At 72.7% G+C, this 19,289-nt stretch carries 20 protein-coding genes; 11 read left to right on the top strand and 9 right to left on the bottom strand.

The window, feature by feature from the left end:
- Positions 1-3: 3 nt before the first annotated feature.
- From pspAB to ACWDS7_RS25395, 4 genes are read right to left on the bottom strand one after another with little or no spacing between them, the layout of a single operon-like run.
- On the bottom strand, positions 4-573 hold the full coding sequence (pspAB, locus tag ACWDS7_RS25410; protein WP_451931302.1) for a PspA-associated protein PspAB: 570 nt from the start codon (positions 571-573) through the stop codon (positions 4-6).
- Between the two features lie 3 nt (positions 574-576).
- The gene (gene htpX / locus ACWDS7_RS25405; protein ID WP_451931301.1) at positions 577-1,479 is read right to left on the bottom strand and encodes a zinc metalloprotease HtpX; all 903 of its coding nucleotides are present in this window, start codon (positions 1,477-1,479) and stop codon (positions 577-579) included.
- A gap of 9 nt (positions 1,480-1,488) precedes the next feature.
- Entirely contained in the window at positions 1,489-1,767 is a 279-nt protein-coding gene (gene pspAA / locus ACWDS7_RS25400; RefSeq protein WP_451931300.1) for a PspA-associated protein PspAA, read from the bottom strand.
- Positions 1,764-2,585, bottom strand: a complete 822-nt coding sequence (locus tag ACWDS7_RS25395) for a PspA/IM30 family protein (RefSeq protein ID WP_451931299.1) — start codon at positions 2,583-2,585, stop codon at positions 1,764-1,766. The genes pspAA and ACWDS7_RS25395 overlap by 4 nt, the downstream gene beginning before the upstream one ends.
- Before the next feature lie 271 nt (positions 2,586-2,856).
- Between ACWDS7_RS25395 and ACWDS7_RS25390 the strand changes: the two genes are divergently transcribed.
- Positions 2,857-3,342, top strand: coding sequence for a DUF3043 domain-containing protein (locus ACWDS7_RS25390; RefSeq protein ID WP_451931298.1), 486 nt, complete (start codon positions 2,857-2,859; stop codon positions 3,340-3,342).
- A gap of 63 nt (positions 3,343-3,405) precedes the next feature.
- Here the strand turns inward: ACWDS7_RS25390 and ACWDS7_RS25385 are convergent, their stop codons facing one another.
- Positions 3,406-4,662, bottom strand: a complete 1,257-nt coding sequence (locus tag ACWDS7_RS25385; RefSeq protein ID WP_451931297.1) for an SMI1/KNR4 family protein — start codon at positions 4,660-4,662, stop codon at positions 3,406-3,408.
- 56 nt (positions 4,663-4,718) lie between these two features.
- Between ACWDS7_RS25385 and ACWDS7_RS25380 the strand changes: the two genes are divergently transcribed.
- On the top strand, positions 4,719-5,717 hold the full coding sequence (locus tag ACWDS7_RS25380) for an aldo/keto reductase family protein (protein ID WP_306857556.1): 999 nt from the start codon (positions 4,719-4,721) through the stop codon (positions 5,715-5,717).
- Positions 5,718-5,849: 132 nt separating this feature from the next.
- On the opposite strand, the gene ACWDS7_RS25375 is transcribed toward ACWDS7_RS25380, so the two are convergent.
- On the bottom strand, positions 5,850-6,056 hold the full coding sequence (locus ACWDS7_RS25375; RefSeq protein ID WP_306857555.1) for a hypothetical protein: 207 nt from the start codon (positions 6,054-6,056) through the stop codon (positions 5,850-5,852).
- Between the two features lie 157 nt (positions 6,057-6,213).
- Here ACWDS7_RS25375 and ACWDS7_RS25370 point away from each other — a divergent pair, with 157 nt between their 5' ends.
- Both ACWDS7_RS25370 and ACWDS7_RS25365 read left to right on the top strand, forming a co-directional pair.
- Positions 6,214-7,299: a bifunctional adenosylcobinamide kinase/adenosylcobinamide-phosphate guanylyltransferase gene (locus ACWDS7_RS25370; RefSeq protein ID WP_451931296.1), complete on the top strand. Its 1,086-nt coding sequence runs from the start codon at positions 6,214-6,216 to the stop codon at positions 7,297-7,299.
- Positions 7,300-7,397: 98 nt separating this feature from the next.
- Positions 7,398-8,363 carry an adenosylcobinamide-GDP ribazoletransferase gene (locus ACWDS7_RS25365; protein WP_451931295.1) on the top strand — a complete coding sequence of 322 codons (966 nt, stop codon included), beginning with the start codon at positions 7,398-7,400 and terminating at the stop codon, positions 8,361-8,363.
- Between the two features lie 41 nt (positions 8,364-8,404).
- Here ACWDS7_RS25365 and ACWDS7_RS25360 read toward each other — a convergent pair whose 3' ends face one another.
- The 3 genes from ACWDS7_RS25360 to ACWDS7_RS25350 form a co-directional block, all read right to left on the bottom strand.
- On the bottom strand, positions 8,405-9,328 hold the full coding sequence (locus ACWDS7_RS25360; RefSeq protein ID WP_451931294.1) for a CPBP family intramembrane glutamic endopeptidase: 924 nt from the start codon (positions 9,326-9,328) through the stop codon (positions 8,405-8,407).
- A gap of 62 nt (positions 9,329-9,390) precedes the next feature.
- Positions 9,391-10,371: a DUF1648 domain-containing protein gene (locus ACWDS7_RS25355; protein WP_451931293.1), complete on the bottom strand. Its 981-nt coding sequence runs from the start codon at positions 10,369-10,371 to the stop codon at positions 9,391-9,393.
- A 41-nt stretch (positions 10,372-10,412) separates the two neighbouring features.
- Entirely contained in the window at positions 10,413-10,748 is a 336-nt protein-coding gene (locus ACWDS7_RS25350) for a GntR family transcriptional regulator (RefSeq protein ID WP_306857549.1), read from the bottom strand.
- Positions 10,749-10,850: 102 nt separating this feature from the next.
- Here ACWDS7_RS25350 and ACWDS7_RS25345 point away from each other — a divergent pair, with 102 nt between their 5' ends.
- From ACWDS7_RS25345 to lipA, 7 genes are all read left to right on the top strand, one after another.
- Positions 10,851-12,374 (top strand): leucyl aminopeptidase, encoded by a 1,524-nt coding sequence (locus tag ACWDS7_RS25345; protein ID WP_451931292.1) that lies wholly within the window; start codon positions 10,851-10,853, stop codon positions 12,372-12,374.
- Positions 12,375-12,580: 206 nt separating this feature from the next.
- Complete coding sequence (lpdA, locus tag ACWDS7_RS25340; RefSeq protein ID WP_306857547.1) at positions 12,581-13,960, top strand: dihydrolipoyl dehydrogenase; 1,380 nt, start codon at positions 12,581-12,583, stop codon at positions 13,958-13,960.
- Positions 13,961-13,998: 38 nt separating this feature from the next.
- On the top strand, positions 13,999-15,465 hold the full coding sequence (sucB, locus tag ACWDS7_RS25335; protein WP_451931291.1) for a 2-oxoglutarate dehydrogenase, E2 component, dihydrolipoamide succinyltransferase: 1,467 nt from the start codon (positions 13,999-14,001) through the stop codon (positions 15,463-15,465).
- Positions 15,466-15,678: 213 nt separating this feature from the next.
- Positions 15,679-16,575 carry a TIGR01777 family oxidoreductase gene (locus tag ACWDS7_RS25330; protein WP_451931290.1) on the top strand — a complete coding sequence of 299 codons (897 nt, stop codon included), beginning with the start codon at positions 15,679-15,681 and terminating at the stop codon, positions 16,573-16,575.
- A gap of 38 nt (positions 16,576-16,613) precedes the next feature.
- Positions 16,614-17,351, top strand: a complete 738-nt coding sequence (locus ACWDS7_RS25325) for a Type 1 glutamine amidotransferase-like domain-containing protein (RefSeq protein WP_306857541.1) — start codon at positions 16,614-16,616, stop codon at positions 17,349-17,351.
- Between the two features lie 28 nt (positions 17,352-17,379).
- Positions 17,380-18,057 carry a lipoyl(octanoyl) transferase LipB gene (lipB, locus tag ACWDS7_RS25320; RefSeq protein WP_451931289.1) on the top strand — a complete coding sequence of 226 codons (678 nt, stop codon included), beginning with the start codon at positions 17,380-17,382 and terminating at the stop codon, positions 18,055-18,057.
- A 261-nt stretch (positions 18,058-18,318) separates the two neighbouring features.
- Positions 18,319-19,248: a lipoyl synthase gene (lipA, locus tag ACWDS7_RS25315; protein WP_451931288.1), complete on the top strand. Its 930-nt coding sequence runs from the start codon at positions 18,319-18,321 to the stop codon at positions 19,246-19,248.
- The last annotated feature ends 41 nt before the right edge of the window (positions 19,249-19,289 follow it).

Raw genomic sequence — 19,289 nt, 5'->3', positions numbered from 1 at the left:
GCTCTACAGTCCGGGAGCGCCCCAGAGGGGGAACCAGCGGCCGAGGTCGGGCTCGATCGGGAGCTCCCCCTCCAGCGCGGCGCGCGTCTGGAGCTCCAGCGCGTTGTCCCTGTGCTGCCCGGACAGCGGCGCGAACGGGTAGAAGGAGCCCCTCTTGTAGAGGTAGACCAGGGCGAGCTTGCGCGCGTCCTCGTCGGCGAAGGAGACCAGGGAGCAGAGCAGGGAGGGGCCGAAGCCCGCCCCCTCAAGCGAGGAGTTGACCCCGTGCAGGTCGGTGACCAGCTCGCCGAGCTGCTCGGGCGAGCGGCGCACCAGCAGCCAGTCGTAGCCGTAGGTGTCCTTGGACTGCTCCACCGGCGGGGCGCCTCCGGTGGCGATCAGCCGGGTGACGTCGCGCTCCAGCTCGCTGAAGGCCCCGCCCTCGGCCGGGCGGAAGCAGACCGACCCGGTCCCGGTCGGCGTCAGCCCGGTCGCGGCCTGCAGGGTCACCGCCGCCGACGGCAGCGCGAACAGCGCGTCCAGGTCCGGCTCGGCGGGCTCGGTACGGCCCAGCAGCGCGTCCCACCACTTCACCGCTCACACTCCCTGTCCGAGCTGGGCGGAGATCCTGGCGAGCTGTTCCAGGCGCCGTTCCAGCGGCGGGTGGGTCGCCAGCAGCGTGGCCGGTCCGGACCGGCCCGCCAGCGCGGGGGCGAAGAAGAAGGCGTTGAACGGCTCGGCCTCGCGCAGGTCCCTGGTCGGGATGCGGGACATCTCCCCGCTGATCTTGACCAGCGCGCCGGCCAGGACCGAGGGACGCTGGGTGAGCAGCGCGCCGGCGCGGTCGGCGGCCAGCTCGCGGTAGCGCGACAGGGCGCGGGTGAGCAGGAAGCTGACCGCGTACACCAGGACCGAGACCAGCATGACGATCAGACCGATCGGCAGGCCGCCCCGGTCGTCGCGGCTGCGCCCCAGGCCGCTGTAGAGGGCGAACCTGGTCATGAGCCCGGCGACGATGCCGAGGAAGGAGGCGATGGTCATCACGGCGACGTCGCGGTGGGCGACGTGGGACATCTCGTGGGCGAGGACGCCCTCGACCTCGGCCCGGTCGAGGCGGCGCAGCAGTCCGGTGGTCACGCACACCACGGAGTGTTTCTGGTTGCGGCCGGTGGCGAACGCGTTCGGGACGTCCGAATCGGCGATCGCCACCCGAGGCTTGGGCATGTCGGCCATGGCGCAGAGCCGGTCGACCAGGCCGTGCAGCTCCGGTGCCTGCTGCGGGGTGACCTCACGTCCGTGCATCGCGAACAGCGCGATGCGGTCGGACATGAAGTATTGGACCAGCAGAGTGCCGCCCGCGATGAGCAGCACCACCACCGTCTGGACGCCCAGCGCGATCAGCACGCTCACGAACAGGACATACAGCAGTCCGAGCAGGAACATGGTCAGGACCATGCGACTGGTCAGGCCCCGGTCCGGGGCGAACCGGGTGTGTGCCATATGCCCAAACTATCCGGGAATCAGCCCCTCATCGCCGAGCATCTCCCGCACTTCTTCCATGGAAGCGTCGGCCGGAGGCAAAATCAGCTCCGAGGACTCCAGGCTGTCGTCCGGGAGCGCCTTGCCGACGTGGCGGACCTTGTCCAGCAGGTCGTGCAGGCAGGCCCGGAAGGCCTCCTCGTCACCGGCCTCGATCGCCGCCTCCAGCTCACCGTCCAGGGCGTTGAGGACGTCGAGGTCGCTGGGGTCGATCTCGGTCTGGCCCTCGCCCATGATGCGAACGATCACAGCCCCTCCCCCGGCTGGCGGTACTGCTGGGTCTGGGGGGACTGCTGCTGCTGGTGCTGCTGCGGCTGCTGGTGCTGCTGGGGCGGTCCGGACTCGATCGCGCTCTTGGGCGCGGGGCCCTGCCCGAGCTCGGCCTTCATCCGGGCGATCTCCAGCTCCACGTCGTGGCCGCCGCCCATGCGGTCCAGCTCGGCCTGGATGTCGTCGCCGCGCTGCCCGCTGAAGTCGTCGAGGGCGCCGCTGGCCAGCAGCTCGTCGATGGCGCCCGCGCGGGCCTGCATCGAGGCGGTCTTGTCCTCGGCCCGCTGGATCGCCAGGCCGACGTCGCCCATCTCCTCGGAGATACCGGAGAACGCCTCGTTGATCCGCGTCTGCGCCTCGGCCGCGGTGTAGGTCGCCTTGATCGTCTCCTTGCGGGTGCGGAAGGAGTCGACCTTGGCCTGCAACCGGTGCGAGGCGGTGGTGAGCTTCTCCTCCTCGGCCTGCAGGTTGTCGTGCTGCACGCGGAGGTCGGCGATCTGGGTCTGCAGGCTCGAACGGCGGGTCAGTGCCTCGCGGGCGAGGTCCTCGCGGCCGACCCCGAGCGCCTTGCGGCCCTGCTCCTCAAGCTTGCGCGACTGGGCCTCGATCTGGTTGATCTGCAGCTCCACCCGCTTGCGCGAGGTGGCGACGTCGGCCACTCCCCGGCGCACCTTCTGCAACAACTCCAACTGACGCTGGTAGGAGTAGTCCAGGGTTTCGCGTGGATCCTCCATCTTGTCCAAGGCATTGTTCGCCTTGGACCGGAAGATCATGGAAAGTCTCTTCATCACGCTCATGCGCGTCGGCCCGTCCCCTTCTTCAAATGCGCTTCGGGTCTCCCCAGTGATTCCAGCCCCCCGTGAAAAGCGCCGGAGTCACTTAGGGTTCACCCTACGCATAACGCACGAGGGCGTCACTAAGTTGCAGTCCCGGTAGGCTGACGATGTGTTCCGACGTACCCAGACCACCGCGGACGACTCCCCCGTCTCCGCTAACGATCCTAAGCCTGCGGGCAAGGGGCGTCCCACACCCAAGCGCCGGGACGCCGAAGGCCGTCGCCGCCAGCCGGTGAACGCCCCCCAGAACCGCAAAGAGGCCTACAAGCAGCTCCGCGAGCGCCAGGCCAACGAGCGCGTCAAGGCGCGCGAGGGCATGATGCGCGGCGACGAGCGCTACTTCCCGGCCCGCGACCGGGGCCCGGCCCGGAAGTTCGCCCGCGACTGGGTGGACTCCCGCCGGATCGTCAGCCAGTACTTCCTGCCGTTCTCGCTGCTGATCCTGCTGCTCACCTGGGTCCCCTTCCCCGCCGCCAGCCGCCAGTACATCTACGCCGCCGTCATCACGATCGGCTGGCCGATCATGATGGTCGGCGTGCTGTTCACCTCGGTCTGGGTGTCCTGGAAGGTCAAGAAGCTGGTGGCCGAGAAGTTCCCCGGCGAGAACGTCAAGGGGGTCGGCTTCTACGCCGCCATGCGCGCGCTGCAGATCCGCAAGCTGCGCTTCCCGCCGCCCGCCTTCCTGCCCGGCGGCAAGCCCGTCCCGCCGAAGAAGTAGGCCCCCGCTCCCGCCGGAGCGCTGCGCCCCGCGCCCCGTCCCCTCCCCGGGGGCGGGGCGCCGTCAGTCCACGACCTCCCAGTCGAGCACCCCGTCGACCGCCCGGGGCCTCCAGTAGCCGACGGAGCCACCGGTCTCCAGCGCCTCGGCGGCCGCCTTCAGCAGGGCGTAGTGCGAGCGGACCGCGATCCCGCCCGGGGCGAAGTCCAGCTGGTCCTCGCTGTCGGTCTCCCCCACGTCGCGCCTCATCGAGTCGATCACGAGATACCCGCCGTTCCCGTCGGCGCCGACGGGGATCATCCGCCCGTCCCACCACTCCACGCGCGGGTCGGAGCCCCTGTCCTGGCCGTCGAGCTCGCACAGCTCCCGCCAGGTGTCGCGGATCTCGCGGACGCCGAGGAGCCCGTTGGCCAGGAGTCCGAACCCGCCCGCGGCGCCGGCCCCGTTGTGCCTCAGCAGGGAGGCGCGCAGGTCGTTGGGGAAGCGCAGGCCCATCTGGGCCTCCGCGACCGCGATCGTCCGGGCCCTGGCCGGCGGCGCGAGCGTGCGGTGGGTCACGGGGGCGTTGGCCTTCAGCCATCTCTCGATCCGCGCCCACTGCCTGTTCACCGCCCGGGTGACCCGTGGGCTGAGCGGCCGCGCCCGCGCCTGCCGGACCGCCGGCCGGCAGTCCGCGTCGGGGACCACCCGGTACGGCTCCGCCGGGGAGCCGACGTCCGGGGCCGGGGTGGCGTCCGGGGAGGACGCGTCCACCTGCGACCAGTCCTCGGACACGCCCCCGTCGCCGTCCTCCGGGCAGAGCTCGACGGCGCGGGTGCCCGGCACCGTGGTGGGCGGCGCCCAGCCCGGGTAGCAGGAGCCGGCCGCGGGGTCGGAGGGGTCCTCGAACCGGACCTCCCCGGTGGCCTCCGTGGCCGTCGTCCCCTTGGAGAAGGTCGCGTTCTCCAGTGCCTGGGAGGCGAAGACCAGCAGGCAGAGCGCGGCCGCGGCGGCGCCCCAGCGGACCAGACGGCGGCGGGTGGCGTGATCCAGAGGCTCGCGCGCCGGAGGCGCCACGGCGAGGAAGCGGGGTATGTAGGCCCTGGTGGCGTAACGGTCCAGGTCGCGGGCGGTGGGGGTGCCCAGGATCGGGGCCGGGGGCCACTGCGCTGCGGGGGCCGGGCCGGGCTCGGGCCGGGGGACGGCCGCGGGCTCGGCGCGGAGGGCGGCGCCGGAGGCGGCCGGGCGGCGGCGCAGGCGCAGGACCGCCACGACGATCGCCGCGGCCACGGCGGCCACGAGTGCCAGCCGTACCCATCTAGAAGTGATCAACCGCAACACGCCGGGCAGAGTATCCCGAATCGGTCGCCCGTATGACACCTACTAGGGTCGGAGCCATGGAATTCCGCCACCTTGGCCGTAGCGGCCTCATGGTCAGTGAGATCAGCTACGGCAACTGGATCACTCATGGTTCCCAGGTCGAGGAGGACGCCGCCCGGGAATGCGTGCGGGCGGCGCTCGACGAGGGGATCACCACTTTCGACACCGCCGACGTGTACGCGGGCACCAAGGCGGAGGAGGTGCTCGGCCGCGCGCTGAAGGGGGTGCGCCGCGAGTCCCTGGAGATCTTCACCAAGGTCTACTGGCCCACCGGCAAGGGCCCCAACGACCGTGGTCTCTCCCGCAAGCACGTCACCGAGTCCATCCACGGCTCGCTGCGCCGCCTGCAGACCGACTACGTCGACCTCTACCAGGCCCACCGCTTCGACAACGAGACCCCGCTCGAGGAGACCCTCAAGACCTTCGACGACCTCGTACGGCAGGGCAAGGTCCTCTACGTCGGCGTCAGCGAGTGGACCGCCGACCAGATCTCCCGGGCCCTGAAGATCGCCGACGAGATGGGCTTCGACCGCCTGGTCTCCAACCAGCCCCAGTACTCGATGCTGTGGCGGGTCATCGAGGCCGAGGTCGTGCCGCTGTCGGAGAAGGAGGGCCTCAGCCAGATCGTCTGGTCCCCGATCGCCCAGGGCGTGCTCACCGGCAAATACCTGCCGGGCCAGCCGCCGCCCGCCGGTTCCCGGGCCACCGACCCGTCCGGCGGCGGCTTCATCTCCGGGCTCATGGGCGACGACGTCCTCACCCGCGTCCAGGACCTGAAGCCGATCGCCGCGGACCTGGGGCTCAGCATGGCCCAGCTCGCCGTGGCGTGGGTGCTGCAGAACCCGAACGTGGCCTCGGCCATCATCGGGGCGACCAAGCCGGAGCAGGTCCGCGACAACGTCAAGGCGTCCGGTGTGAAGCTGGACGACGAGGTGCTGAAGAAGATCGACGATGTCCTCGGCCCGGTCGTCGAGCGCGACCCGGCCAAGACCGTCAGCCCCCAGAAGCGCCCGTAGTCACCGCGACGGCGCTCGTCGTCACCGTGGCGGCGCCCGTCGTCACCGTGGCGGCGCTTGCCTGTAGTCACCGCGACAGACGGAAACCCCCCGGCGCTCCATTGCGGAATGGAGCGCCGGGGGGTTTCTCATTCACTCGGCGCGCAACGACATTTTCTCGTATTCAATCCGGTCGTCCTCAAACAGGGTGACCTTTTCGACCCCGGATTCCAGCAGCTCACGCCAGCTCTCACCAAGCCATGACTCCGCATCCGCCTGACTCGGGAACGTTTCGGACGGTGCGACCCCCTCGGTCACCACGCCGCCGTCCGCGTTTTCGTAACGCCAGTGCCAAGCCATGTCACACGCTCCTCTTCGCGGGCTTTTCCCGGTGCCGCCGCCAGCTCAGCGAACCCTACATCGGCCACCCCCGCGGCCGTGGCGCGCGGACCGTCGCGCCCGGCCTCCGGACGGCGCCCGGCCCCTCGGAAGACGGCGCCACCCGTACGCTGAGGCGGTGAAGGTCCTGATCTCCGGCACGGCGGCGGCCGGTGGCTGGCCCGTCCCGGGCTGCGGGTGCGCCTCCTGCGCGCGTCTGCCCCCCGGTCATCGCCGTCCCACCGAAGTCGCCCTCGCCGGTCCCGTACTGCTCCCGCCCACCGGCCCGCTCCCGCCCGGCCACCGGGTCTCCACCGGCCCGGACGGCCTCACCCTGACCACCCCCGGCGGGCACCGGATCCTCTACGCCGCCCCGCTCCCCGGCCCTCCCCCGGACCGGTCCGGGACGCCGGACGAGTACGGCGAGCACGGCGAGCCGCGGCGCCCGGCGCGCGCGGACGGCGAGCCCGCCTGCGATCTGGTGCTGATCGACGTGCTGGAGCGGCCGGAACGGCTGGGGGACCTGCGCCGCCGGGGCGTGATCGGCGGGCGGACCCAGGTCGTGGCCGTGGACGTCGGCCACCGGGTGCCGACGGAGGCGGAGCTGGCCCGGCGGGCCGAGCTGTGGGGGGTGCGGGCCGTCCCCGACGGGACGGTCCTCGACCTCGGCGGACCCGTCCCCCACCGGCCGCCCCGGCCGCGACGGACCCTGCTCCTGGGCGGGACGCGCTCGGGGAAATCGGCCGAGGCCGAGCTCCGGCTGGCCGGCGAGCCCGAGGTCCTCTACGTCGCGACCGGGCCGTCCGGCGGAGACGACGCCGAATGGGCCCGCCGGGTCCGGGCGCACCGGGACCGCCGGCCGGCCCACTGGGGCACGGCCGAGACCACCGACCTGGCCGGGCTGCTACGGACCGCCGAGGTCCCGATGCTGATCGACGGGCTCGGCACCTGGGTCGCCGCGGTCTTCGACGAGTGCGGCGCCTGGTCGGGCGGGGACGGCCGGGACGCGGTCACGGCCCGATGCGACGAGCTGGTCGACGCCTGGCGGCAGGCCCGCGTCCAGGTCGTGGCGGTCTCCGACGAAGTCGGGCTCGGCGTGGTGCCCGCCACCTCCAGCGGCCGGATGTTCCGCGACGCGCTCGGCCGCCTGAACCAGCGGCTGGCCCTCGAATCCGAGGACGTCGCCCTGGTGGTGGCCGGCCGCCTCCTCCCCCTGCCCGTCTGACCGCACCTCTGACCGATCCCCCGCCAGACCGACCGGTCCGGAGGTCCCGGCCGGATGGGCCGCGGCCCGGGGGATCCCCCGGGCTACGATCGTCGACCGTGTCTGGAACTCCGCCTCCGGAGAGGCCGTCCACGTTCGCCGACGGGGTCCGCCTCGCGATCGGCACGTTGAGCGTGTTCCCGGTCCGGCCGGGGGTGGTCGACCGCAGGGCCGGGGGGATCGCGATGACGCTCGCCCCGCTCGTGGGGGTGCTGCTCGGCGCCGCCGGCGGGGCCGTGCTCGTCGCGGCGCTGTGGCTGGGGATCACCCCGCTGCCGGCGTCGGTGCTGGCCGTGGCGGCCGTGGCGCTGCTCACCCGGGGGCTGCACCTGGACGGGCTGGCCGACCTGGCCGACGGGCTGGGCAGCGGCAGGCCGGCCGAGCAGGCGCTGGACATCATGAAGCGGTCCGACATCGGCCCGTTCGGCGTCGTGACGCTGGTGCTCACCATGCTGGTCCAGGTGGCGGCGCTGTCGGAGGTCGCCGCCACGGGGGCGGGCCCGGTCGCGCTGGTCACGGCCTGCGTGGCGGGGAGGCTGGCGCTCACCTGGGCCTGCCGGGCGGGTGTGCCCTCCGCCCGGCCGGGCGGGCTCGGCGCGATGGTCGCGGGCACCGTACGGCGGGGCCCCGCGCTGGCCGTGACGGCGCTCATGCTCGCCGCGCTGGCGGCCCTGACGTTCCTGCCGTCCGCCGGCGCCTTCGGATCACCCCTCCCGGCCCTGGTGCCCGACGGCGCGCTCTCCTACGAGAGCGGGACATGCAGCGCCTGCGAGACCACCGGAGGAATCATGGCGCCGTCCGGGCTCTCCGGGCTCTCCGGCTGGACGGCCGCCGGCCCCTGTCCTCCGGTCCCGTCGCCTTCCTGGGGACCCGCCCTGGCCGTCCTCGCCGGGCTGGTGGCCGCCTGGGCCCTGCGGCGCAGGGCCGTGCGGCGGCTGGGCGGGATCACCGGGGACGTGCTCGGCGCGCTCGTCGAGACCGCCGTCGCCACCGCTCTCGTCGTGTGCGCGGTGGTCGTGGGCTGACCCGGCCTCGGCCCCCGACCTGGGCGGGCGCCCGACCGGCCTCAGTCGGCGACGCGGCCGACCCGCCCGACCGGCCAGCGGGTGAACAGCACGGCGGCGATCACGGCCAGCAGCGCCGATCCGACCAGCCCGGTGATCCCGGCGACGGCGAGGTCGGGCGGGTCGGCCGCGTCGCCGACGAGCAGGATGAGGCTCGCCGACGCGTTGAGCGCGCCGTGGCCGACGACCGCGGGCCAGATGCTCCCGGAGCGGAGGCGGAGCCAGCCGAGCACGGCTCCGTAGACCACGCAGAAGATGACGAACATGGGCGCCGCCCACGCGCCGAGCTCGGGATAGTTGTAGCCGCGCAGGGTGAGCGGGGCGTGCCAGGCGCCCCAGATCACCCCGGAGGCCAGCAGCGCGCGCCAGGTGCCCAGCGGCATCAGCCGCGGCAGCAGCCAGCCGCGCCACCCCCACTCCTCGCCGAACGCGGCGACCGAGTTGATCAGCGGGGCGACCAGGAACGCCGACGCGATCTGCACGACGGCCAGCGTCTCGGGGGCCACCCGGGGTGCGCGGCCCCCGCCGGCCTCGGCCATGCCCTGGCGGAACAGGCTGAACCCGTCGAGGTCCACGGCGAGCAGCCCGGCGGCGGCGCTGAGCGCGATCGCCGCGACGACCAGCAGCGGGGTGCCGAGCCAGGCCAGCGCGGTGAGCGCGAGCGTGCGGCCCCGGCGCTCGCCCAGCGTCAGCCCCGTCCGCCCGGCCCATTCGCGCCAGGTGGTCCCGGGCTCCGCGCGCCGCCGGCCGTACAGCCAGACGGCCAGGACGCCGAGCGCCGGTGTGAACATCATCGCGACGCCCACCACCATGACCAGGGGAGAGGCGAGGGACGCGCCGGTCAGCCAGATGGGGAGGGCCGACAGCCAGGACAGGCCGTACGCGGTGAGCAGGAACAGCCAGAGGCCGGTCGGACGGCGGGGCATGACACCACCTTCGGGGGGGATCTCCGCGGACGGGCGCGGATCGGACGTGGGCAGGGCCCGGGTCAGCGGGCGGCCTGCAGGACGAGGGTGTTGAGGAGGGCGGCACCGCGCTCGGCGTCGTCGACCGAGACGGCGAGCTGGCCGCCGGAGGCGTAGCGCACGACGAGGCAGTCTCCGCCCCGGAGCATGACCGTCGCGGCGCCGGGCAGGCCCCGGACGCCCCAGCCGCCCACCTCACGGGGGAAGCGCTCCTCCGCCCAGGCCCGGTCGAGCCCGGCGAGCGGGACGTGCCTGCGGGGCAGGCGCAGCGGGCCATAGGAGACCTGGAGACCGTCTTCGGCGACCCGCACCCGCACCGAGCTGAGCGCCACGGCGAGGAGACCCGCGACGACCATGACCACGAGGAGGGGCCACGGGCCGGTCTCCCCGCCGAAGGCCGCGGCCACCAGCAGGCCCGCCCCGGCGGCGGTGAGGGAGGCCCCGATGGCCAGCAGCCAGCCGTTGCGGGCGGAGGAGACCCAGACCGCGCGCTGGCCGGGGCGCAGCTCCAGCAGGTCGGCGTCGGTGCAGCCGCGGAGGGGGACCTCGTCGGGACCCGGGCGGGCGGCGAGCGCGCCCAGCCAGCCGCCCAGGGCCAGTCCCGCGGGGACCAGCAGCGCGGCGAGGGACAGGCCGCCCGCCCGCCGCCAGTCGGGCGCGTCGAGGTTGGCCGACACGGTGGCGAGCTGGAGCGCCAGGCAGGCCAGGCCGCCTCCGCCCAGCACCGCCCCGAACCCCATCCGGCCCGCGCGGCGGCGCAGCGCCCGGGGCTTGAGAGCGGCGGCGACGCATACGCCACACCCGACCAGCAGCCACGTCACCACCACGGCGGCCAGCGCGACGGTGAGCGGCGCCGACCCGTCGGGGGCGCCCGAGGGGCCCCAGTGGACGGCCATCGGGTCGGGGAGCCGGTCGCGCAGCGCCAGGGCCACCGCGGCCGGCGCGGCGGCCACCAGCACCACCCAGCCGGCGGCCGTCCGGACGAACCTGCTTCGCAGACCCATGTCGTCGTCTCCTTCTTCCAGTGGCCGGGCGCCCGGCCCGGTCACGAGATCTCCCTGATCAGATCGATGACGTCGTCGCTCCGGTAGCCGTACTGGCCTGCCTCGGCGAGCAGCGACCGGAGCTTGCCCTCCAGCACGCTGCGGGGATCGGGGCGGCTGAGCACGCTCACGCCGCGCCCGCGGCGGAACTCCAGCAGCCCCTCGTCGCGCAGGTCGCGCAGGGCGCGCAGCACGGTGTTGGCGTTGATGCCCAGCGCCTCGGCCAGGTCACGGGCCGGCGGGAGCCGGTCTCCGGGCGCGTAGGAGCCCTCCGCGACGGCACGCCGGATCGCCTCGGCCACCTGTCCGTGCAGGGGCCGGGGGTCGTTCAGATCCAAGGTGAGCAGCATAGTGATAGCGACATTAGCACCATCAGCTCGGATGATGCTAATCGCACTGGCACCATCCGGCCCGGTGATTCGTAGGACGAACCCTCGTTTATGCGTACTGCGCAAGCCCGACTAGCATCGGGCGACGTGACCACTGTGCGGCTGAACTCAACTGACAACGCTGTCTCGTTTGATACCGATGCCCTGGTCGTCGGCGTCCATACCGGTCCGGACGGCCCGCGGCCCGCTCCGGGGGCCGAGAAGGTGGACGAGGCGCTCGGCGGCAGGCTCGCCGCGACACTCGTCTCGATGGGCGTCAAGGGCAGGCCGGGCGAGATCGCCAAGCTTCCGACCTTCGGCGCGCTGGCCGCCCCGCTCCTGACCGTCGTCGGCCTCGGTGACGCTCCCGAGGGCGACTACGACACCGAGTCCCTGCGCCGCGCCGCCGGCGCCGCCACCCGTGCCCTCGCGGGGACCTCCCGCGTCGCGCTCGCGCTGCCGGCCGCCGACGCGGAGCGGGCCGGGGCCGTCGCCCTGGGCGGCCTGCTCGGCACCTACTCCTTCACCACCTACCGGACCACCGGCGAGCAGACCGCCCCGGTGGCCGAGCTGACCGTGCTGAGCGGCGCCGACGGCGCCCAGGCCGCGGTCGAGCGCGCCGCCACCGTGGCCGAGTCGGTCTCCCTGGTCCGCGACCTGGTCAACACCCCGCCCTCGGACCTGTGGCCGGCCCGCTTCGCCGAGATCGCCGAGCAGACCGGCTCGGAGGCCGGACTCTCGGTGGAGATCCTGGACGACAAGGCCCTCAAAGAGGAGGGCTACGGCGGCATCGTCGCCGTCGGCCAGGGCTCGGTCAACCCGCCCCGCCTGGTCCGCCTCGCCTACAGCCACCCGGAGGCCGCCAAGACGGTCGCGTTCGTCGGCAAGGGCATCACGTTCGACTCGGGCGGCCTGTCGCTCAAGCCGTCGGCCTCGATGGACTGGATGAAGTCCGACATGAGCGGCGCGGGCGCGGTCTTCGGCGCGCTCGTCGCGATCGCCAAGCTGGGGCTGAAGGTCAACGCCGTCGGCTACCTGTGCCTGGCCGAGAACATGCCGAGCGGCAGCGCCCAGCGCCCCTCCGACGTCTTCACCAGCTACGCGGGCAAGACCGTGGAGGTCCTCGACACCGACGCCGAGGGCCGCCTGGTCCTGATCGACGGCATCGCCCGCGCCGGGCAGGACAGCCCCGACCTGATCGTGGACGTCGCCACGCTCACCGGGGCGCAGATCATCGCGCTCGGCTGGCGTACGGCCGGCGTCATGTCCAACGACGACGAGCTCCGCGAGGAGATCGTCCGGACCGCCGCCGAGCAGGGCGAGGCCGCATGGGGCATGCCCCTGCCGGAGGAGCTCCGGAAGGGGCTCGACTCCCCCGTCGCCGACATCGCCAACCTGCACCCCGAGCGCTTCGGCGGGATGCTGACGGCGGCCATCTTCCTGCGGGAATTCGTGCCGGACGGAGTCCGTTGGGCACACATCGACATGGCGGGCCCGGCCTTCAACAAGGGCGAGCCCCACGGCTACACGCCGAAGGGCGGCACCGGGGCGATCACCCGGACCCTCGTCGGCCTCGCCGAGCGCTACGCGGGCTAGCGGCGCCGCGCAAGCGGGTCACAGCCGACGTAGACAAATGAAAAGATGCGGTTGTCGGGGCCAGGCCAAGAGCGAGGCCCCGGCGATGCGGCGAGCCGTGCCCGAGGGGGAGGCGTGGACGCGGATCAGTTTCCGCCGAACCAGCCAGGGCACGGAGCGGGCGCGACCGTGAAGACGGTAATCGAATCCGAACAAGGAGCTTTCCTGTGGCTGATGGCAGCGGCCCCTACGACATCGTCGTCCTGGGTGGCGGTAGCGGTGGGTATGCCTGTGCCCTGCGGGCGGCCGAGCTGGGCAAGACGGTCGCGCTGATCGAGAAGGACAAGATCGGCGGCACATGCCTGCACCGGGGATGCATCCCCACCAAGACCCTTCTGCACTCGGCGGAAGTGGCCGACGAGACCCGGGAGAGCGCGGCGTTCGGCGTCAAGGCCCGCTTCGAGGGCATCGACATGGACGGCGTCCACGCGTTCAAGGACAAGATCGTCACCCGCGCCTGGAAGGGCGTCCAGGGCCTGCTCAAGAGCAAGGGCATCACGATCATCGAGGGTGAGGGCCGCCTCGCCGGCCCGAACCGGGTCGCCGTCGGCTCCGAGGTCTACGAGGGCCGCAACATCGTGCTGGCGACGGGCTCGGCCCCCCGGTCGCTGCCCGGCCTGGACATCGACGGCGAGCGGGTCATCACCAGCGAGCACGCGCTCAAGCTCGACCGGGTGCCCACCTCGGTGATCGTCCTGGGCGGCGGCGTCATCGGCGTGGAGTTCGCCAGCGTGTGGCGTTCCTTCGGCGCCGAGGTGACGATCGTCGAGGCCCTGCCGCACCTGCTCCCGCTGGAGGAGGAGTCCAGCTCCAAGCTGCTGGAGCGCGCCTTCCGCCGCCGCGGCATCAAGCAGGAGCTGGGCGTCTTCTTCGAGGGCGTCAAGACCACCGACACGGGCGTGGTCGTCACGCTCGCCAACGGCAAGACCCTCGACGCCGAGCTGCTGCTCGTCGCCGTCGGCCGCGGCGCCGTCTCCTCGGGCATGGGCTTCGAGGAGGCGGGCATCGCGGTCGAGCGCGGCACCGTCACCGTCAACGAGTTCTGCCAGACCAGCGTGCCGGGCGTGTACGCGGTCGGTGACCTGATCCCGACCCTGCAGCTCGCCCACGCGGGCTTCGCCGAGGGCATCCTGGTGGCCGAGCACATCGCCGGGCTCAACCCGGTGCCGATCGACTACGACGGCGTGCCGCGGATCACCTACTCCGACCCCGAGGTCGCCTCGGTCGGCATCACCTCGGCCCAGGCCCGCGAGCGTGGCCACGAGGTCGTCGAGTTCACCTACGACCTCGCCGGCAACCCCAAGAGCCAGATCCTGCAGACGCAGGGCGCGGTCAAGGTCGTCGCCGAGAAGGACGGCCCCGTGCTCGGTGTGCACATGGTCGGCCGCCGTATCGGCGAGCTCGTGACCGAGAGCCAGCTGATCTACAACTGGGAGGCGCTGCCCTCCGAGGTCGCTCAGCTCATCCACGCGCACCCGACCCAGTCCGAGGCCGTCGGCGAGGCCATGCTGGCCCTGGCCGGCAAGCCGCTGCACGTCCACAACTAACCACGAGCCCTCACTCGGAACACGAGAGAAGACACCCAATGCCGAAGTCCGTACAGATGCCCCAGCTCGGCGAGAGCGTCACCGAGGGCACCGTCACCCGTTGGCTGAAGAAGGAGGGCGAGCGCGTCGAGGCCGACGAGCCGCTCCTCGAAGTCTCCACCGACAAGGTCGACACCGAGATCCCGTCGCCGACGGCGGGCATCCTCACCAAGATCGTCGTGGCCGAGGACGAGACCGTCGAGGTCGGCGCCGAGCTGGCCGTCATCGACGAGAACGGCTCCGCGGGCGCCGCCCCGGCCCAGGAGGCCGCCCCCGCTCCGGCCGCCGCTCCGGAGCCCGAGCCCGCCCCGGCCCAGCCGATCTCCTCGATCCCGCAGCCCGCCCCGCAGGCGGCCGCTCCGGCTCCGGCTCCGGCCCCCGCTCCGGCCCCGGCCCCCGCTCCGGCCCCGGCCCCGGCCCCGCAGGCCGCCGCTCCCGCCCCGGCCCCGGCCCCGGCTCCCCAGGCGGCCGCTCCGGCCCCGCAGGCCGCTCCCGCCTCCGGTGACAGCCCGTACGTCACCCCGCTGGTCCGCAAGCTCGCCGGCGAGCACAACGTCGACCTCGACACGCTGAACGGCACCGGCGTCGGCGGCCGCATCCGCAAGCAGGACGTGCTCGAGGCCGCCCGCAACCAGCGCGAGCAGGCCGCCGCCCAGGCTCCGGCCCCGCAGGCCGCCGCTCCGGCCGCCGCCCCGCAGGCCGCCGCCCCGGCCCCCGAGCCGGTCGCGGTGGACACCACGCTGCGTGGCCGTACCGAGAAGATGTCGCGCCTGCGTCAGACCATCGCCAAGCGCATGGTCGAGTCGCTGCAGGTCTCGGCCCAGCTCACCACCGTGGTCGAGGTCGACGTCACCAAGATCGCGAAGCTCCGCGACCGCGCGAAGGCCGAGTTCCAGCGGCGCGAGGGCGTCAAGCTCTCGTTCATGCCGTTCTTCGCCCTGGCCACGATCGAGGCGCTCAAGCAGCACCCGAAGCTGAACGCCACGATCAACAGCGAGACCAACGAGGTCACCTACTTCGACGCCGAGCACCTGGCCTTCGCGACCGACACCGAGCGTGGCCTGATCGTCCCGGTGATCAAGGACGCGGGCGACCTCAACATCGCCGGCCTCGCCCGTAAGATCGCCGACCTGGCCGAGCGCACCCGCACCAACAAGGTGAGCCCGGACGAGCTCGGCGGCGGCACGTTCACGCTGACCAACACCGGCAGCCGTGGCGCGCTGTTCGACACGCCGATCCTCAACCAGCCGCAGGTCGGCATGCTGGGCACCGGCGCGGTCGTCAAGCGCCCGGTCGTCCTGGACACCGCCGAGGGCGAGGTCATCGCCGTCCGCTCGATGGTCTACCTCGCACTCAGCTACGACCACCGCCTGGTCGACGGCGCCGACGCCGCCCGCTTCCTGACGACGATCAAGCGCCGTCTCGAGGAGGGCCGCTTCGAGAACCAGCTGGGTCTCAACGCCTAGTCCCCGTTCTCGTCCCACCGGGCCGGTCCGCATCCGCGGGCCGGCCCGGTCCTTTTCCGGCCGTGCCCTCTCCCGGCCACGACCTCTCCGGCCGTGACTTGTCCAGGCCGCGGCTTGCCCGGTCCGGTCTTCGCCCGCCGGGTCCGCACCCGGTGAATCCGCCGACCGCCGGGCTCCCGAAGATCCCAGGGGAGGTCGACTAGATTGGACGATATGACGATCATCGTGACCGGGTCCTCGGGCCTGCTGGGATCGGCTCTGGTCAGGGCTCTGCGGGCCGACGGCGTCCGGGTGGTCCGTCTGGTGCGGCGGGCGCCGCAGGGCGCCGACGAGTCGTTCTGGAACCCGGCGAAGGGGCTCATAGACCCGGCGGCCCTGGAGGGCGCGGAGGCCGTGGTCCATCTCGCCGGGGCGGGGATCGGCGACCGGCGCTGGAGCGACAACGTCAAGCGCGAGGTGGTCCGCAGCCGGGTCGAGGGGACCAGGACGCTGGTGACGGCGCTGGGCGGGCTGGCGGCCAGGCCGCCGACGCTGCTGTCCGGCTCGGCGATCGGCTTCTACGGCGACACCGGGGACCGCGAGGTGGACGAGACGGCGCCGCCGGGCAGCGGGTTCCTCGCCCAGGAGGTCGTGGTCCCGTGGGAGGCCGAGACGGCGCCCGCCCGGGAGGCCGGAGTCCGGGTGGCGCTGCTCCGCACCGGACTGGTGCTGAGCGGCGACGGCGGCATGCTGGCCAGGATCCTGCCGATCTTCAAGCTGGGGCTGGGGGCGCCCCTGGGGTCGGGGGGACAGTACTGGTCGTGGATCTCGATCGACGACTGGGTCGGTGCCGTGCGGCACGTCCTGAAGGATCCGGAGATCTCGGGCCCGGTGAACCTGACCGCGCCGGAGCCGGTCACCAACGCGGAGTTCACCAGGGCTCTCGGGGAGGCCGTGCACCGGCCCACCATGCCGCTGGCCGTACCCGGCTTCCTGCTGCGCACGGCCCTCGGGGAGTTCGCCGGGGAGGGGGTGCTGACGGGGCAGCGGGTGATCCCCCGGCGCCTGCTGGAGGCGGGCCATGCGTTCCGGCATACGGGTCTCAACGAGGCACTCGCCGCCGTAATCTAGGGTCCCTGTTTCCGCTGAAGCCATTGGAGAGATCACATATGGGCAGGTCCGGGCAGTCCCACATCCTCGCCATCGGGGGCGGCTCGTTCCGCCCGTCCGCGCGCCACGGATTCATCGAGGCCAGCGCGCTGCTGCGATACGCCCTTGACCTGACCGGCCAGGACCGGCCCAAGCTGGGCCTGCTCGCCACCGCCCTGGGCGACGACTCCGACTGGCTGCTGAAGATGTACGGCGCCTTCCGCGACTGGGACGTCGAGGTCAGCCACCTGACCGTGTTCCCGATGCCCAACGTCGAGGACCCGCGCGAGTGGATCCTGAACCAGGACGTCATCTACGTCAGCGGCGGCAGCGTGGCCAACCTGGCGGCGCTGTGGCGGCTGCACGGCCTGGACGAGGCGTTCGAGGAGGCGTGGCGGTCGGGCGTGGTGCTGTCCGGGCAGAGCGCGGGGGCGCTGTGCTGGCACGTGGGCGGCAACACCGACTCCTTCGGGCCGACGCTGCGGACGTGGGCCGACGGTCTCGGCCTGCTCCCCCACTCGTGCGGCGTCCACTACAACTCCGACCCGCAGCGCCGCAGGCTGCTGCACGAGGCGGTGGCCTCGGGCGAGCTGCCCGGCGGCTACGCCGCCGACGAGGGCGTCGCCCTGCACTACGTGGGCACCGAGTTCATCCAGGCCGTCAGCGTGGATCCGGAGGGCTACGCCTACCGGGTGGAGCACGACGGGGCCAACGGGGTCAAGGAGTTCCGCATCGAGCCTCGGCTTCTCACGTCATGACCAAGGGCGGGTCAACTACTCTTGATGCGTGAGTGACCTGGCGATCGTCCGTCTCGGCGTTGACTTCCCCTACGAGCAGGCATGGGATCTCCAGCGGCGGATCCATGCCCGCCGGGTGGCCGGTGAGGTCCCCGACACCTGCCTGCTGCTCGAACACGCGCCGGTCTACACGGCCGGCAAGCGCACCGCCCCGAACGAACGGCCCGCGGACGGCACCCCGGTCATCGACGTGGACCGGGGTGGCCGGATCACCTGGCACGGTCCCGGGCAGCTGGTGGGCTATCCGATCGTCAGGCTCGGCGAGCCGCTGGACGTGATCTCCTATGTCCGGCTGCTGGAGGAGACGCTCATCCACGTCTGCGCCGACTTCGGGGTGCAGGCCGGCCGGGTGGAGGGGCGCAGCGGCGTCTGGGTGGCCGGTGACCCCTCGCACGGCCTGCCCGACCGGAAGGTCGGCGCGATCGGCATCAGGGTCGCCGGGGGCGTCACGATGCACGGATTCTCGCTCAACTGCTCCAACGACCCGAGCTGGTACAACCGGATCGTCCCGTGCGGGATCAGCGACGCCGGGGTCTCCTCACTGTCGGCCGAGACCGGCCGCCGGATCGTGGTCGACGAGGTCATGCCCTACGCCGAGAAGCACCTGGCCGAGGCGCTCGGCGCGCGGGCCTTCGAGCTGCCGGAGGAGGAGCTCTTCCGGCGCTGAGCCCCGCGCGGTGACCGGCCGGGGGCAGGCCCTGCGGTCCGGGGCGGCACGCCGTACGGCCCGGCGGCCCGGACGGGGCCGTCCGCTCCTGGCGGCGGGGCGCTCGACGGCCGGACCAGGCGCGGGACCGGGCCGGTCCGGAGCGCCGCCCCCTCATGTATGGCCATTCTCCGGCGGGACATAAGCTGGGGCGGTGAGCGAGCGTAGCGAGCGAGCGAATAGAAACAGCACCTCGGTCCCGCGACCGACGAAGGAGGTCGCATGACCGTTGCTCCGGAAGGCCGAAAGCTCCTCCGTCTGGAGGTCCGCAACGCCGAGACCCCCATCGAGAAGAAGCCCGAGTGGATCAAGACCAAGTTCAGGACCGGTCCCAACCACACCGAGCTGCGAGCACTGGTCAAACGCGAGGGTCTGCACACCGTCTGCCAGGAGGCCGGGTGTCCCAACATCTCGGAGTGCTGGGAGGACCGTGAGGCAACCTTCCTCATCGGCGGCGACCAGTGCACCAGGCGATGCGACTTCTGCCAGATCGACACCGGCAAGCCCAAGGAGTACGACACCGACGAGCCACGGCGGGTGGCCGAGTCGGTCCAGCAGATGGGCCTCAACTACGCGACCGTGACCGGGGTCGCCCGTGACGACCTGCCCGACGGCGGCGCGTGGCTGTACGCCGAGACCGCCAGGCAGATCCACGCGCTGCTGCCGGGCTGCGGCGTCGAGCTGCTGGTGCCCGACTTCAACGGCGACCAGGGCCAGCTCGAGGAGGTCTTCTCCGCCAGGCCCGAGGTCTTCGCGCACAACATCGAGACCGTGCCGCGGATCTTCAAGCGCATCCGCCCCGCGTTCCGTTACGAGCGGTCCCTGGGAGTGATCACCAAGGCCCGCGAGGCCGGGCTGGTGACCAAGTCCAACCTGATCCTCGGCATGGGCGAGGACCGCGAGGAGGTCGTCCAGGCCATGCGCGACCTCCACGAGGCCGGCTGCGACCTGCTGACCGTGACCCAGTACCTGCGTCCCACCCCGCGCCACCACCCGGTGGAGCGCTGGGTGAAGCCCGAGGAGTTCGTGGAGCTCCAGAAGGAGGCCGAGGCCATCGGTTTCGCCGGAGTCCTGTCCGGCCCGCTGGTCCGCTCCTCCTACCGGGCCGGCCGCCTCTACAAGCAGGCCATCGAGGCCCGCCAGCACGCCTGATCCCGCATCTCGGCCCAGGGCCCCGCGCGTCCCGCGCGGGG

The organism is Streptosporangium sp. NPDC003464, assembly GCF_053588315.1.
This window is presented reverse-complemented; position numbering and strand designations above follow the sequence as displayed.

Coding starts and splice junctions, on each gene's coding strand:
- htpX (WP_451931301.1), bottom strand. CDS start 1,479: ATGGCACACACCCGGTTCGCCCCGGACCGGGGCCTGACCAGTCGCATG.
- ACWDS7_RS25395 (WP_451931299.1), bottom strand. CDS start 2,585: ATGAGCGTGATGAAGAGACTTTCCATGATCTTCCGGTCCAAGGCGAAC.
- ACWDS7_RS25380 (WP_306857556.1), top strand. CDS start 4,719: ATGGAATTCCGCCACCTTGGCCGTAGCGGCCTCATGGTCAGTGAGATC.
- ACWDS7_RS25375 (WP_306857555.1), bottom strand. CDS start 6,056: ATGGCTTGGCACTGGCGTTACGAAAACGCGGACGGCGGCGTGGTGACC.
- ACWDS7_RS25360 (WP_451931294.1), bottom strand. CDS start 9,328: ATGCCCCGCCGTCCGACCGGCCTCTGGCTGTTCCTGCTCACCGCGTAC.
- ACWDS7_RS25355 (WP_451931293.1), bottom strand. CDS start 10,371: ATGGGTCTGCGAAGCAGGTTCGTCCGGACGGCCGCCGGCTGGGTGGTG.
- ACWDS7_RS25345 (WP_451931292.1), top strand. CDS start 10,851: ATGCGTACTGCGCAAGCCCGACTAGCATCGGGCGACGTGACCACTGTG.
- sucB (WP_451931291.1), top strand. CDS start 13,999: ATGCCGAAGTCCGTACAGATGCCCCAGCTCGGCGAGAGCGTCACCGAG.
- ACWDS7_RS25330 (WP_451931290.1), top strand. CDS start 15,679: ATGACGATCATCGTGACCGGGTCCTCGGGCCTGCTGGGATCGGCTCTG.
- ACWDS7_RS25325 (WP_306857541.1), top strand. CDS start 16,614: ATGGGCAGGTCCGGGCAGTCCCACATCCTCGCCATCGGGGGCGGCTCG.
- lipA (WP_451931288.1), top strand. CDS start 18,319: ATGACCGTTGCTCCGGAAGGCCGAAAGCTCCTCCGTCTGGAGGTCCGC.